At 37.4% G+C, this 14,813-nt stretch carries 13 protein-coding genes, 1 tRNA gene and 1 rRNA gene; 12 read left to right on the top strand and 3 right to left on the bottom strand.

Going from position 1 to position 14,813, the window contains the following annotated elements; genetic code table 11:
- The first annotated feature begins 225 nt into the window (after positions 1 to 225).
- The 3 genes from P4L16_06820 (at position 226) to P4L16_06810 (ending at position 1,666) form a co-directional block, all read left to right on the top strand.
- Positions 226 to 378, top strand: a complete 153-nt coding sequence (locus P4L16_06820; GenBank protein ID MDR3624832.1) for a hypothetical protein — start codon at positions 226 to 228, stop codon at positions 376 to 378.
- Between the two features lie 72 nt (positions 379 to 450).
- Positions 451 to 523 (top strand) — tRNA-Ala (locus P4L16_06815).
- A 27-nt stretch (positions 524 to 550) separates the two neighbouring features.
- Complete coding sequence (locus tag P4L16_06810) at positions 551 to 1,666, top strand: glycosyltransferase family 61 protein (protein ID MDR3624831.1); 1,116 nt, start codon at positions 551 to 553, stop codon at positions 1,664 to 1,666.
- Here the strand turns inward: P4L16_06810 and P4L16_06805 are convergent.
- A complete protein-coding gene (locus tag P4L16_06805; GenBank protein MDR3624830.1) occupies positions 1,655 to 2,914 on the bottom strand; it encodes a DUF1343 domain-containing protein in 1,260 nt (419 codons plus the stop codon). The two genes, P4L16_06810 and P4L16_06805, sit on opposite strands and share 12 nt — an antisense overlap.
- A gap of 118 nt (positions 2,915 to 3,032) precedes the next feature.
- On the opposite strand from P4L16_06805, the gene P4L16_06800 reads away from it, so the two are divergent.
- On the top strand, positions 3,033 to 4,316 hold the full coding sequence (locus tag P4L16_06800) for a sugar phosphate nucleotidyltransferase (protein ID MDR3624829.1): 1,284 nt from the start codon (positions 3,033 to 3,035) through the stop codon (positions 4,314 to 4,316).
- Complete coding sequence (locus tag P4L16_06795) at positions 4,317 to 5,075, top strand: metallophosphoesterase (GenBank protein MDR3624828.1); 759 nt, start codon at positions 4,317 to 4,319, stop codon at positions 5,073 to 5,075.
- Here P4L16_06795 and P4L16_06790 read toward each other — a convergent pair.
- Positions 5,045 to 6,016 (bottom strand): hypothetical protein, encoded by a 972-nt coding sequence (locus tag P4L16_06790; GenBank protein MDR3624827.1) that lies wholly within the window; start codon positions 6,014 to 6,016, stop codon positions 5,045 to 5,047. The two genes, P4L16_06795 and P4L16_06790, sit on opposite strands and share 31 nt — an antisense overlap.
- Positions 6,017 to 6,263: 247 nt before the next feature.
- Between P4L16_06790 and P4L16_06785 the strand changes: the two genes are divergently transcribed.
- From P4L16_06785 to P4L16_06770, 4 genes are read left to right on the top strand one after another with little or no spacing between them, the layout of a single operon-like run.
- Positions 6,264 to 7,667: an ABC transporter ATP-binding protein gene (locus tag P4L16_06785; protein MDR3624826.1), complete on the top strand. Its 1,404-nt coding sequence runs from the start codon at positions 6,264 to 6,266 to the stop codon at positions 7,665 to 7,667.
- 59 nt (positions 7,668 to 7,726) lie between these two features.
- Entirely contained in the window at positions 7,727 to 8,353 is a 627-nt protein-coding gene (locus P4L16_06780) for an SIS domain-containing protein (GenBank protein ID MDR3624825.1), read from the top strand.
- Positions 8,338 to 9,399 carry a tetraacyldisaccharide 4'-kinase gene (gene lpxK / locus P4L16_06775; protein ID MDR3624824.1) on the top strand — a complete coding sequence of 354 codons (1,062 nt, stop codon included), beginning with the start codon at positions 8,338 to 8,340 and terminating at the stop codon, positions 9,397 to 9,399. The genes P4L16_06780 and lpxK overlap by 16 nt, the downstream gene beginning before the upstream one ends.
- Positions 9,392 to 10,573 carry a dihydrolipoamide acetyltransferase family protein gene (locus P4L16_06770; protein MDR3624823.1) on the top strand — a complete coding sequence of 394 codons (1,182 nt, stop codon included), beginning with the start codon at positions 9,392 to 9,394 and terminating at the stop codon, positions 10,571 to 10,573. The genes lpxK and P4L16_06770 overlap by 8 nt, the downstream gene beginning before the upstream one ends.
- Here P4L16_06770 and P4L16_06765 read toward each other — a convergent pair.
- On the bottom strand, positions 10,570 to 11,988 hold the full coding sequence (locus P4L16_06765) for an NADP-dependent isocitrate dehydrogenase (protein MDR3624822.1): 1,419 nt from the start codon (positions 11,986 to 11,988) through the stop codon (positions 10,570 to 10,572). The two genes, P4L16_06770 and P4L16_06765, sit on opposite strands and share 4 nt — an antisense overlap.
- A gap of 108 nt (positions 11,989 to 12,096) precedes the next feature.
- Here P4L16_06765 and P4L16_06760 point away from each other — a divergent pair, with 108 nt between their 5' ends.
- From P4L16_06760 to P4L16_06750, 3 genes are all read left to right on the top strand, one after another.
- Positions 12,097 to 13,053 (top strand): KpsF/GutQ family sugar-phosphate isomerase, encoded by a 957-nt coding sequence (locus P4L16_06760; protein MDR3624821.1) that lies wholly within the window; start codon positions 12,097 to 12,099, stop codon positions 13,051 to 13,053.
- 3 nt (positions 13,054 to 13,056) lie between these two features.
- On the top strand, positions 13,057 to 14,346 hold the full coding sequence (gene nhaD / locus P4L16_06755; protein ID MDR3624820.1) for a sodium:proton antiporter NhaD: 1,290 nt from the start codon (positions 13,057 to 13,059) through the stop codon (positions 14,344 to 14,346).
- Between the two features lie 380 nt (positions 14,347 to 14,726).
- Positions 14,727 to 14,813: ribosomal RNA gene (locus tag P4L16_06750) — 16S ribosomal RNA — on the top strand; the annotation flags it as partial.

Genomic DNA, 14,813 nt, shown 5'->3' with positions numbered 1-14,813 from the left:
ACTATTTCATTTGTGATGAAGCAGATGATTTTAGATCTTATCTACTTGTCCAATACTACCTTGTTTGAAGGGAAAGATCCGCTTCATTTGGCCTACTAGACGAGAAAACACTTATAAATCCATCGCCACTCCTAATTGCTGATAGTGTAAAAGCGTGCTTGACTTAATATATAAAAATTACTTATTTTTCGGTTGGGATAGTCTTTTAACTTTGGAGAAGAGTTTATGGCAAAAGTAAGTAAATCAAAAAAAACGAATACAACACCTCAAACAAAGCCTGAAAAGCGCAAAAGTAAAAAAGCATTGAAGGGCAAAGATTTGAAAGATGCAAAAGGCGGCATGTGTACTCTGGGGCCTGCGCAGCTAGCGGCAATGTAGACATTATACACAAACAAGTTCAAGAATTGTTTGTGTATAAAGAAGCAAACCCTTAGAATGCCGTAGACATTTGGGGTGTTAGCTCAGTTGGTAGAGCGCAACAATGGCATTGTTGAGGTCACCGGTTCGATCCCGGTACACTCCATAACCTATTTTGGAGTGTACTTGTATCATGATAAAACGCCTTATCCTTATCGGAATTGCTTTATTACTATTAATTGCGTTAGTTGCTCTCTTTCCAAGGGTGTTAACATGGGTTCCTGTTATCAGTAGTGAATGGATTGGGCCTGCAAAAACAGTTACAAGCTTTAATCAATTACAACCTCAAGAAAAATTTCATGTTGAAGAGGGCTCTAAGTCTTACTCTATCGATGGTGAAGTATATAACGTATCTCCTTTGACAGTTGCCGTTCTAAAAGATGCTCGTATTTATCGCAGAGCTGGTTTTGTGATCACAAACCAAGATGCTCTTTACGAAAATAATGCAAATTGTTGGGACTATAATGGCATTTGGCAAACAGGTGTTATGAAGCGCCTTTTTCTTCCAAGAGTTCAGCGCTATTATAATGAGCGTGTAGCTGTTGCATCTACTCAGGGCAGTCAAACATATTATCATTGGATGATAGAGCTTATGCCCAAGATTCTTTTACTTAAAGAATGTGGGTGTTCTTTTGATAAAATTTATCTGCCAAAAATTATTGAGCCCTTTCAAAAAGAGACTTTAGAGTTGCTTGGAATCGATAAGTCTAAGTGGATTGAAAGCGATGATAGAACCATGATCAAGGCTAAAGAAGTGATTGTTCCCAGTAGACCGGGTGCTTATGGATGGTGTTGTCACTTACTAACCCCTTGGATTGTGGAAAAACTCAACTCTCTTTATCCAGATACAGGTATAGAGCCTACAAGAAAGATATATATATCAAGAAAGCGCGCTATGCGAAGACGTATTTTAAATGAAGATGAGTTGATGAAAGTGTTAGAAAAGCACCATTTTGAAGTGGTTTACTTTGAAGGACTCTCTGTTAAAGAACAAGTTGATCTGATACGCTCTGCAAAAGTGGTTCTAGCACCCCATGGAGGAGGGCTTACTAATTTAATTTTTGCGCATCCTAAAATTACGCTAATTGAAATTTTTCATCCACAGCAGCGCGTATTCTGCTTTAAGAATTTGGCTTTTTTTAAGCAAATGAACTACGTCTCGCTTAATTCAATTCCTCAAGGAGGAGAGAAAGATAGTACCGTGAATGTTGCTGAGATCGACGAAGTTTTGACTAGTCTAGTACAATAGATACTTTTTACGGATAGGTAAGAAGGTTTTACGTGCCTCTTGACACATCTTTCTCAGTGTATATACGGCATACTTTTCTTTATTGAGTATTTGGTATACTTCCTCCGTTCCATTAGCTTTGCAAAATAGCTCTTTGTTGGAGAGGTTTACTTCCATCGCCTTTTTAAATTGTTCTGGATAAAGGCTCTTAAGTATGCCCATAAGTAGATATTGAGTTTCTACGGGCAGAAAGAGCTTTTTATCGGTGATGACGATTTGGATACCATGACAATCGTGAGTTGCAAAGGATCCAAAAAAAGGCCTGTAATGGATGGGTAAGAAATGAACGCCTGGAAAGCGCTGGGCGTTGAGTTCTTTGGCAAAGCGATTAGCGTCGATCCAGGGAGCTGCAACCACCTTAAAGGGAAGAGTATAGCCAATTCCTATATTTACAATTTGAAATTCTCCAAGAAACCCCGTTGTAGCAGCAAAATAGGGGGTATCTGCTTCTGGAATTTGAGGGCTTGTAGGTATCCATGCAAGGCCTGTTTCATTAAAAGACATAGAGCGCATCCAGCCTTGCATAGGGACTACAGTAAGATCACAATTGATTTGATTCTCTTGATTAAAAAGGCTTGCAAGTTCTCCTACAGTCATTCCGTGGCAGTAAGTTACGTTGACATAGCCAATAAATGAGCGCCATTTGGGGTCTAGCAAAAGCCCATCTACTGTCGTGCCCCCCATGGGGTTTGGCCTATCTGTTACAATGACCTTAATGTTTTGTTTGGCTGATTCTTCCATGACATAAAAAAGCGTGGAAATATAGGTGTAGGCGCGCACTCCAATATCTTGGATGTCAAAGATGATGACGTCGATACCCTTGAGCATGTGGGGTGTAGGTCTTCTTGTAGCTCCATGTAGAGAGTAAATAGGGATGCCATCTTCATCGATACTATTTTCAACGCTTTTTGCGGCGTGTGCAAGTCCTGTAATGCCATGTTCTGGTGCAAAAAGGGCGACTAATTTGCATTCTAAGCTATTTGCCTTTAGGAGAGATATGGTAGAGGCAAATTGTGAATTGATAGCTGTGTGGTTAGTAACAAGGCCTACGCGCTTTCCTTTTAATAATTTTTGAAAAGAAGCTTCGTTTAATAATCTATCGATACCTAAGGTGACTTTTGGCTCACTATAAGAAAAAATTTTTAAGCTGAAACAGATAAAAATGAAGATTAAAAATAATCTGATTGTTAATATGCGATTATAGTGCATAGAGGGCCAAAAATTTAAGTTTTGTGTGCTTTAATAGACTTCTTGGATAATTACGCAAGAAGTCTAATATTAACCTGAACTACGCGTTTATGTCCTTAATAATTTACAAGGTATTTGAATGTTATTCGATGCTAATCGAGTTGTCAGTATTGTTTTAGGGGGAGGAGAGGGAAAAAGGTTATTTCCCCTTACGAAATTTCGCTGTAAGCCTTCCATACCATTTGGACAATTTAGATTGATAGACATTCCTGTTTCTCATTCGTTGCATGCAAATTTTCGCAGAATTTTTGTCATTACGCAGTTTCTCTCTTATTCGCTGCATCGTCATTTATTACACACTTATCGTCTAGATAGCTTTTCTTCTGGATTTATTGAGGTATTAGCACCAGAGCAAAAGCCTGGTAAGGGAACATGGTATGCTGGAACTGCAGATGCCGTTCGACAAAACCTTGAGTATTTGGTAGATATTCCAGCAGATTACTTTTTGATTCTCTCTGGAGATCAGCTCTACAACATGGATTTTAATGAAATTGTCTCTTTTGCTTGTAAAAAAGATGCAGACCTTACAATAGCATCGATTCCTGTAAGCAGAAAGGATGCATCTCGCATGGGCATTCTCAATATTAATGAAAATGCAGATGTTACAAATTTCATTGAAAAGCCAGCTTCTTTTCAAGAGCTTGCTCCTTTTGCAACAAATGAAGCTCTTTTTAAAAAACAGGGAATAGAAAATATTGGTAAACGTGTTTATATTGGTTCTATGGGGATCTATGTTTTTAAGAGGAAGGCTTTATTCGACCTTCTGCGCTCAGAGACAGGAGAAGATTTTGGCCACCACTTGATTCCTGCCCAAATAAGGAAAGGAAAAGTTGCAGCCTATCTTTATGATGGATATTGGGAAGATATTGGAACGATAGAATCTTTTTATAATGCAAGCATATCTCTTGTTAAAAAGAAGTCATTATTTGACTGTTATGATGAAAAGCGCTCTATCTTTACAGCACATCATCATTTACCGGGTCCTAAAATTATTAAATGTAAAATGGATGGCGCTATTGTTTGCAATGGTGCTATTGTTGAGGCAAAGGAGATCGCTAATAGCATCATAGGTCCAAGGTCTATTATAGGTAAAAATTGTTCGATTAGAAACAGCATTGTTTTTGGAAATGATTTTTACGAGTCTTCTGCTTGTGATTATCAGCGCTTACCGCAAAAATTGGTAATCGATGATGGATGTCTTATTAATAAAGCGATTATAGACAAGAATGTTTATCTAGGAAAGAACGTACAGCTCATCAATAAAAACAACCTTGTTCACTATGATGGGGACAATATTTTTGTTCGCGATGGCATCATGATTGTCCCAGAAGGCGCCCATATTCCTGATGGATTTGTATTTTAAATGAGCGTCTTTGCACTTTCAGATCTTCATCTCTCTTTTGGAATTCCAAGTAAAAGCATGGAAGTGTTTGGAGAAAAGTGGTTTAATTATCAAGAAAGGATAAGGGATAATTGGTGTAGGGCCGTATCTCAAGAGGATCTTGTTCTTATTGCTGGAGATATATCTTGGGCAATGGATTTGGAGCATGCGCTAGTTGATTTGGAGTGGATCCATGCGCTTCCTGGAACTAAATTAATATTGAGGGGTAACCACGATTATTGGTGGCCATCTTTTTCCAAGCTTAAGCAGTTTCTTCCCCCTTCCATTCATTTTATTCAGAATAATGCTTTTAGTTGGGGCGATATCTCTTTTGCAGGTAGCAGGCTTTGGGATACACAGGAGTATTCTTTTGGCTCAATCAGTGCCTATTCTATTGATGAAAAAACTCTTGCTTCAAAGATGAAAGATGAAGATGAATGTAGAGCGGATGAGAAAATCTTTCAAAGAGAGTTGCAGCGCTTAGAGATTAGTTTGCAAGCATTAGACCAAAAAGCGCGCTTACGTGTAGCTTTAACGCATTATCCGCCAATTGGTTTAGATTTAAAGTCGTCAAGGGCCGCAGAGCTTTTGGAAAAATATAGGGTAGACATCTGTATTTTTGGGCACTTACATGGGCTAAGAGGCGATGTAGGGCCTCTTTTTGGTAAAAGGGGTTCTGTTTGTTATGTCTTAACTTCTTCTGACTATCTTCAGTTTTTCCCTATCAAAATCATAACCTGAGCTAAAATATTATCGTCTACAGGATTGTCTGAAAGTATGTGTTCTCTTTTTTTGAGTAGTTGTTGAATTGCATTTTCTTCTTTTTCTTTATCAAGACAGCAATAGTATTGCATCGTGCTAAGTAAAAGATCTTGTAGCTGGTCTTCAGATTCTAAAAAAGGAATAGTTTTTTTTGCGAGAGTTAAAAATAGTTGTTCATCTGCACAATGAGATAGGAATTGAAGTGTTTCTAGGTAAAGTTCTAGGTCAATAGGCTCTTTTTGGATGAGCTCTTTAATAATGCTATTGGTCTTGCTTGGATTAGTAGATAAAAAAAGCCTTGCTTGTAGTAGGTTAAACCAGTCTTTATCTATAACAAAGGGGTAAAAACCATCTATAAGTTCGCTTGCATATGCATACTGTTCTTGGTCTAACTTTTCAGCGATAAAGTCGTATAAAAATGCTTCAAGATCATGTATTGAGTGAGTTTGAAGCATCTTAAATAATAATAAGGGATCTTCCCCTGCGTCGACATTTTCTTCTAAAATAGATAGAATAGTGCTAAGGGATAATTGTAAAAGCTCTTCTTGTTTATGTGTTTCTTGATCATACAAACAGATTTGCTCGTCTAGCTCATCGCAAAAAATAGATAGAGGGCGCTTTTCTGGAACAAGTCGTCTCCATAATTCAAAAAGTATAAGAAAAATATGGTCTTCTGTTTCTGTGTCAGTATTTTCTAGTACAAGGCATTCTGTAAGTTCTTCTGGGGAGTGTACCTCTTCGGCGTAGGCAAGAAAGCTTTGATGGTTCAACGAGATTTTTAAAGAGGCAAGTGTGTTGAATAAAGAGGAGAGCTCTTTTTTTCTGTAGTCTTCAATTTTCCAATGAGGGATACTCTCATTTTTATTTTGTAGATAGTCTGCTTTTAATAGATTGTAGATAGCTTTTTGTTCTAATTGCATAATGCATGAAGTCTTTATGTTACGGTAAGTCTGGTATTATACTGATAATGAATTAGTTATGCAATTTTTTTAAATCTTTAAATTTTATGTAGACAAAACAATCTAAAACAGCTAGATGGTTATAATATATACAAACAAGTTCAAGAATTGGTTTGTGTATAAATAGATAGCAGTAAAATGAGTATAGGGTATACTTTAGCGTACTTATTTTAAGAGTTATTTTAAGAATAATTAAGTATAGATTTTAATGGACACATTATTAAAAAAAGTTGTTTTTAACAGGTCATCATTGGGCTGTTTTAGTATGTTGTTTGTGCAGCAATTGCTTGTTGCTTCCTCGACACTGTGGCTTTCCCTGCTTTCAGATGATATAGAGTCAGGAAATAATTTTGTTTTCTTTTTAATCCTATACCTCACATCCCTTGTAATCCCCTATCTTCCAGAAGCCTTTTCCATGGTTTTCAATAATACCTGGAAGCAAAATGCCTATGCCTATTTGATTCATCGCTTTGTGGAAACAAGAAAAGAAGATGCTGTTGTATGGAATAATAAAACTTTGAAAGAAGATACAATGACTATTTTGACTGCAGAGGGTCAGAATACTTTAAATATGGCTGTAGATCATATTTACAATTTTATGTATTATTTTCTACACATTGTACTTAATATTATAGCAATTTCCTTATTGATTGATGCCAAGTTTGCAGTGGGTTATTTGGTAAGCTTATGTTTTGTTGCGATTTTGATGAAAGTACAGTACAAGAAGCAGACGGGGCTTGCTAAAGAGACTCAAGATGCGCGTATTCATTTGGGTCGTTCTTTGCTCTCTTCTTGGGATAATGTGCTGCTTGGAAATAAGTATAATTTTAATCTTTGGATTAGGAAAACAGGTGCCTATTTAGGTGCAGCAACGCGCTTGAACCTATCTTCTGCAATTTTTAATCAATCGCTTACTGTCATTGTGACGATAATTATTTTTTTGCCCTCGATCATTGTGGCTCTTGATGCCTTGGTTACAGATAGACATAATCCTGCAATATTACTTGCATTGTTACTTACATTGCCGCGTATGTTTTCTATTTTGGATTATACGCAATTGGGCCTTAGTTATATTGCACAATGGCCCGTACACCGAACTAAACTTGATACGATTGAAACCATTTTAAAGCCGCCAGTAACCCCATTAGACTCTTTAGAAAATAGAATTTCCTGGTCAAAATTGATATTTACGCCTCCCTTGCCATTTCCTATACAGGCTCTTCTTTCCTATGACAAACAATTTGCAGAGTCGGCGCAGGTTGTAGAAGGCGTAACTGTCTACACACATCCCTGTGGGCGCTATACATTGAGGGCAGACAATGGAGCTGGAAAGTCTACATTTCTCATCGTTGTAAAAAAGCATTTGGGTGAGCATGCATTTTTTCTTCCTAATAATCACAATCTTTCATTTCTTGCAAATGATCAATCAGCATCATCTGGAGAAATGCTAAAGCACCAACTTTTAGAGATACGTAATAATGTGGATGTTAAAGTATTACTTTTAGATGAGTGGGATGCTAATCTTGACGAGGGAAATCAGCAAGAAGTTTCCTCCGTAATTGATGAGCTTTCAAAAGAGCGTCTAGTGATAGAAGTGCGCCACCGCAATTAATTTGTGCGTAATATTCTAGAATTTGTTAAAATGCGTGTATGAAAAATATTGGGATTCTAATGGAAGAATATATCATAGAGTCAGTAAGAGAAAGTAGCGCGGCATTACAGCAACTCCTAGAGCCTAAGTCGGTTGCGTTCATGGATGAGGCGGCAAAACTTCTTGCTCATTGTTTTAGAGTGGGTAATAAAGTTATTATTGCTGGTAATGGTGGTAGCCTTTGTGATGCAGCACATTTTGCAGAGGAGTTAACTGGGCAATTTCGTCAAAAAAGAAAGGCCCTTCCTGCAATTGCACTGACGGATTCTTCCCATATTACCTGTGTTGGAAATGATTTTGGCTTTGATCAAATTTTTGCGCGAGGTGTTGAGGCCTTTGGAAAAGAGGGAGATATATTTGTAGGTCTTTCAACAAGTGGTAATTCAAAAAATATTATCTATGCTTTTGAGACAGCCAAAGCTCTTGGTTTGTCTACTATTGCCTTTCTTGGAAAAAGCGGAGGTATGCTCAAGGGGTTTGCAGATTTAGAAATTTCCATTGATGGTTTTTCTACATCTGATCGCATTCAAGAAGCCCATATGGCTGCCATCCACATCATTATTGAGATGGTTGAAAAATATCTTTTCGATAATGCAGTAGAGCTAATGGAAACATTGCTTTTGAAAGAAGAATGTACGACTCCTTAGAAGCTCTTGTTTTAAGCGTGACCAGAGGTAAGCAAAGAGGCATTGCTGTGTCCCTCTTGCGCTCGTTTCTTTTTTGTTTGAGTCTTGGATTTAGATGCATATCTACTTTGCGCAGTAAAGCCTATGACAGGGGTTTTTTAAAACAATCAAGGGTATCTGTTCCTGTGATTAGTATAGGTAATATTGTTGCAGGTGGTACGGGAAAGACTCCTACAGTTATGATGATTGCTGACATAATAAGCAAAGAACATAAGATAGCTATTCTTTTGCGAGGATATCGCTCAGATGCGGAAAAAAAAGAGCTTCCGACTTTAGTAGGCGCCTCTTCTGATATCTTAAAAGTCGGTGACGAGGCTGTTTTGCTAGCAAAAAGATTGCCCAATGCCTTAGTAGTTGTTTGTAAAGATAGAAAAAAAGGGGCTGGTGCTGCTATTCAAAATGGAGCAACTCTTCTTATATTGGATGATGGGTTTCAACATCGAAGGCTTAAAAGAGATCTGGATGTCGTTGTAGTGGACGCACAAAAACCTGTTGGTAATAATTATTTTTTGCCAAGAGGGCCTCTTCGTGAATCTTCTAAAGCCTTGAAAAGAGCTCACTTGATTGTGCTTACAAATTGTCACAATAAAGAAGAGAGCAACAATGCTATAGAATATTTAGAAGCCTATACGGATGCGCCCGTTGTTTGTACTGCTCCTTGTATTGAGGGTATTTATGATTTTAATGACAAAGAACAAAAGATTTCTTTGGAAGGAAAGAAGGTTGCTATTTTCTGCGCCATTGCACATCCAGAGAATTTTAAAAAAACAGTAGAATTAGCAGGTGCCAAAGTCGTTCATGAGTTGTACGGAATGGATCATAGAGCATTTTCTGCAAAAGATTTAAAGAAATTTAGAACAGATGCCTATTTAAAAGGCGCTCTTATGCTTCTTTGTACAGAAAAAGATCGTGTCAAAATAATAGAAGAGTTTACATTACACGAACAGATAGCTTTGATGTGGATTAAGATGAAATTGCAAATAAAAGGGAATTGTCCGGATGAGTAAAATAGTGACTATTCAGTTACCCAAGCTTGGGGAAAGTATATTGTCAGCAACTGTTGTGCAATGGTTGAAGAGGCCAGGAGACAGGATAGAAAAAGATGAAGCTATTTTAGAGGTGTCTACTGATAAGGTAAATAGTGAAATCCCCTCTCCTGTTGCAGGTATTTTAAAAGGGATCTTAGTGCAGGTGGATGAGGAAGTAGAAGTAGATGCTCCCCTTGCAGAAATTATTTTGGAAGCAAATGAACCTAAAACATCAGAGAAAAAAGCTGTTATTGAAGAAAAGCGCGTAGAAAGGCCTCTTTCAAGTAATCAGGAGATGCATGGTTTCTATTCACCTGCAGTAGTTCAGATGGCTCAAACAGAAGGCATTTCTTTTAAAGAACTAGAAAAAATAAAAGGTACAGGATCTTGTGGACGTATTACAAAAAAAGATCTAGAGGTTTATTTAAAGAGAGAGTCTGTTCAAGAATCTATTCCATTAGACACTCCTTCCAAAATTAAAATTACAGGGCTTAGAAAAGCAATTGCTGACACCATGCTTCGCTCTTACCAAGAGATTCCTCATGCGGCATTGCTCAATGAAATAGATGTTACGGAAGTAATGATGTTCATTGCCAGGGAAAAAGAGAGTTTTCATAAGAAGTTTGGCGTGAAACTTACTTTGACAAGTTTTATCATAAAGGCAATTGCAAAGGCGCTGATGGAGTACCCCCTTTTAAATGCTTCTATTGAGGGTGATTCGATTGTCGTTAAACAATCTATCAATGTAGGAGTAGCTGTAGCGGTAGATCAAGGGGTTATTGTTCCAGTAATTAAGGATGTTGGGAATAAATGCCTTGTCGATATTGCTAAGAGTGTAGCTGAATTAGCTGAAAAGACACGTACATCTAAATTACAACACGATGATGTTGTAGATGGCACCATAACGCTTACAAATTTTGGAATGACAGGTACAAAGCATGGTTTTCCCATCATTAGACAGCCAGAAGTTGCCATCATTGGGGCTGGTGCTGTACAAAAACGCGTTGTAGTTGTTGAGAAAGATTTGATAGCCATTCGAAGTATGATGGATATGACTTTATGTTTTGATCACAGGGTAGTAGATGGTCTTTATGGGTGTGGTTTTATCAACGCTATAAAAGAGCATTTACAGAACCCTTTAGAGGTGTCTTAGACGGGATAGACGGGAGTGTCATCGAGAGTATAGAGATTTTCAAGCTTGATGACATCTAACTTTTCTGTGAGCTTTTGGTGTAAGAGGGCAATGGACTCTCTGGGTACAACGCCATTTTCTGATAAAAATCTACAACACCATTGCTCAGAGCAACTTATTTCTGAATGAAATTTTGGAAATGTTTCGACACCTTGGTTTTTTATCTCTGCAAGCTTTAGATTAGGTGTTTCGCATGCTTTTAGAATACTAACGAGCTCTTCGCAATCAATTCTGTGATAAACGTAAAAATCACAACCGACAAGCTCCCTTCTTTTAATGGAGAGGATAGTGCTTTTGAGGGGTTTAAATGTATATTTGTGAAATAGAGTTATTGGTAATGTGCTAGGACCTGTGCCAAGCCTTTTAATGAGTGCATCGGCAAATTCTTTTGTTCCTACGCATTCCTTGCTAGAAGACTCATGATAAATGTCTTGTGTATGTATGCCCTCTTCTACTGTTTTGAGCCAGGCATTGTTAACAAGTGTGGCCGTTTCTGGCTGATTAATGTGTACAAGCATGTTTACAGCTGCCAATATAAGGGCTGAAGGGTTTGCAATGTTTTGAAAAGCCTTTTTTGGTGAAGAGCCATGAACGGTTTCAAAAAGAGCTTGAGTATCTCCAATACTTAAAGAGGGCAAAAGACCAATGGACCCTGCAAGCCCTCCTGCAATATTAGATAGCACATTTGCATAGAGATAAGGCAAGACAATGCAGTCGAATATTTCGGGAGTGTTGACTAAACTTACACATCCAGTTTCTAAATCAAGATACTCATGTTCGATGTGTGGATATTCTTTTGCAATGATATCAAACAGGTAGCGAAAAATACCATCTGTTAGCAACATACTATCTCTAGTAAAGCAAGTCACTTTTTTTCTATTATTTGCAAGGGCATATTCAAAGGCATAATGAATGATTTTTTCACATCTTTCCTTACTCATGCTTCTTATGCTGTGGGCGATATTTGGAGTTTGCTGGTATTCAGTGTGGGCATTTAAAGTTTCTTCGTTATATTTGATTACAGTAAGATTTGTATGTGGAGATTTTGCAGGTATAAAGGGAGAGAAGGAAATAGAGGGACGAATGTTTGCATAAAGTGCAAGTGTAGAGCGCAAAGCGGAGGTTGTGCTGTTAAAATTGCTACCACGAGGAGTTGTGGTGGGCGCTTTTAATAAAACTTTTACGTCTTGGATGATGCGCCAGGAAGAGTCGTCAATACCATTTATATTGCCTTGTAGGTAGATATCCTCTCCTATTTCTATTTTATTGATTTCGATGTTGGCTCCAGCTGCATCGAGAATTTTTAGCGTTACTTGCATGATCTCTGGGCCAATTCCATTGCCAAAAGAAACTGCAATGGGTACTTTTTTTTCCATGATACTCGCCTTTTAAGCTGTTTTATGGAAAACTATCAAGTATACACAAATAAGTTCAAGAATTGCTTTGTGTATACATATATATATCTTATGTAGGCAAGGAATTTAATGTTCGATAAGCTTTTTCGCAGTCAACAAAAGTATATTAATTATTTTTTTGATCATTTGGATATTGAGCTTTCAGAAGAATTACTTCAAAAGCTTTTGAGTTGTACGGGTATAGTTTTTTTTACGGGAGTGGGAAAGAGTGGTATTATTGCTCAAAAAATTGCTGTAACACTGGTTTCTACGGGTACTAAAGCTATTTATTTATCTCCTACAGACACCTTACATGGCGATTTGGGAATTATTACAAAAAATGATATATTTGTCTGTTTTAGTAAAAGTGGAGAGAGCGAAGAATTATTGCAGCTGCTTCCTTTCATCCGAAATAAAGGCTCCTTTCTTGTTGCAATTGTCTCTAATTTGAAAAGTAGACTTGCAAGGGCGTGCGATATGGCAATCCATCTTCCTCTAGAGAGAGAGCTTTGTCCTTTTGATTTGGCACCAACGACTTCTACAGCTATACAGCTCATTTTTGGGGATGTTTTAACAGTAGGTCTTATGCGAGCGCGTAATTTTAGTTTAAGTGAATATGCAATTAACCATCCAGCAGGGCGCATTGGCAGAAGGACTACGCTTCTTGTTAAAGATATTATGTTAACAGGAGAAAAGCTTCCTTTGTGTAGAAGATCAGATAAGCTTGTAGATTCACTTGTAGAGCTTTCTGATAAGAGGTGTGGGTGTTTGCTTGTTATTGATGATAAGATGCATTTAGAGGGGATTTTTACAGATGGGGATTTAAGAAGAGCGTTGCAGACTTTTGGCGCCTCTGTTTTGGAAAAAGGGATGGAAAATTTAATGGTTAAATCACCAAGGTTTACTATACCTGAAAAGCTTGCATGGGAAGCTATGCAGTTCATGGAAAATGATATAGTAAAACCAATTACGGTTTTGCCAGTTATTAAAGAGGATAAACTTGTAGGCCTTGTCAAAATGCATGACCTTATACAAAGTGGATTATAATTTATGGAAATGATACCTGTTGCCGCATTGACGGCAATTCTTATTGCCTTTTTTGCTGGATATTTTTTAATTGTTTTTGAGCACAATTTAAAAATCAATAAGGCGGCAGCTGCGCTTTTGATGGCAGTTGTTTGTTGGTCGATCTACTTTGTGTGGATTGGAAAATCTACAACAGAGAGTGTTCATTCACTTTTGGAGCACTTTTCTTCCGTTGGTGGTATCGTGTTTTTCTTGCTTGGAGCCATGACAATTGTAGAGTTAATTGATTCACATAAGGGCTTTAAAATTATCACGGATTTTATTACGGTGCGCTCTAAGAAAAAGTTATTGTGGTCGACTGGGTTTATTGCCTTTTTTTTATCTTCTGTTCTGGATAATTTAACAGCTACCATTGTAATGGTATCTCTTCTTCGTAAACTTATACCCGATAAGGAAGATCAAAAAGTATTTGGAGCTATGATGGTTATTGCAACAAATGCAGGCGGTGCATGGACTCCTATTGGTGATGTAACAACTACAATGCTTTGGATTGGAGGGCAAATTTCTAGCATAGGGATCATTAAAGCTCTATTTTTACCAAGCGTTGTCTGTCTTGCTGTGCCTTTGTTTTTTCAATCTTTTCTTTTAAAGGGTGAATATGCTGTGCAGATTCAGCCAGATATTTCTATTGGTAGAGCAGAGCCAAAAGCAAAACTTATCTTTTGGGTAGGTGTTGGCTCTTTGATTTTTGTTCCGATATTTAAAATGATCACAGGCCTGCCTCCTTTTATGGGTATTTTACTAGGTCTTGGTATTATGTGGTTAGTAACGGATTTGGTTCATTATAAATATGAGCAAAGAGAGCACTTGAGGGTACCTCATATATTGACGAGAGTGGATGTCTCTGGTGTTCTATTTTTTCTAGGAATATTACTTGCTGTTAATGTTTTAGATGTTACGGGGCTGCTCAAGAATGTAGCTATTTGGTTGAGTAATCATGTTCCAAGTCAAGAAATTGTTGCGGGATTAATTGGTCTGGCTTCGGCAATTATTGATAATGTACCCCTTGTTGCTGCAACAATGGGTATGTATGATTTAAGTACCTTTCCAATAGATTCTAAGCTATGGGAGATGATTGCATATGCCGCAGGTACGGGTGGTAGTATTTTAATTATTGGTTCAGCTGCGGGCGTTGCTTTCATGGGTCTTGAAAAGGTGAGTTTTATGTGGTATTTAAGACGAGTATCTTTTCTTGCCTTTATTGGATACATAGCAGGTTTTTTAACTTATCTTGCAACAACAAGTTGGGTATAAGTTTTCCGATTTTTTAACTCATTGAAAATGAGCGCATTATGTTGTAATGCGCTCTGATATTTTACAGGGTTTTGAAAAAGACCTTGCGAAAAATTGCGATTATTCAGTATCTTCATGCATTCCTTCAGACGTTAGCGTTTAAGAAGATGTTATTCTTAAAGTGTGTTTGACATGTCTGATTGGTAAACAGTATCGTGAATACTGATGTTCTTTTGACAGTAAAAGTGAAACAATGTGCAAGCCTAAAAACAAGAAATGAGGGCTTGTGCGGTAGAGTAATTTTTTTTATTCTACAGCCTTTTTCAAAGATTTTAATTTATAGAGAAGTAACTGTATCTATAGTAACTGTATCTATAATAGTATATTAAATCAGATTTTATTTTTTCGAGAATTTGATCTTGGTTCAGATTGAATGCTGACGGCGTGGATGAGGCATGCGAGTCGAACGAACTAGTTTACTAGTTAGT

This window comes from Chlamydiales bacterium, assembly GCA_031292375.1.
GTDB lineage: Bacteria > Chlamydiota > Chlamydiia > Chlamydiales > VFKH01 > JARLHF01.
The sequence above is the reverse complement of the archived record's forward strand: the minus strand, read 5'-3'. Positions and strand labels throughout refer to the sequence as shown.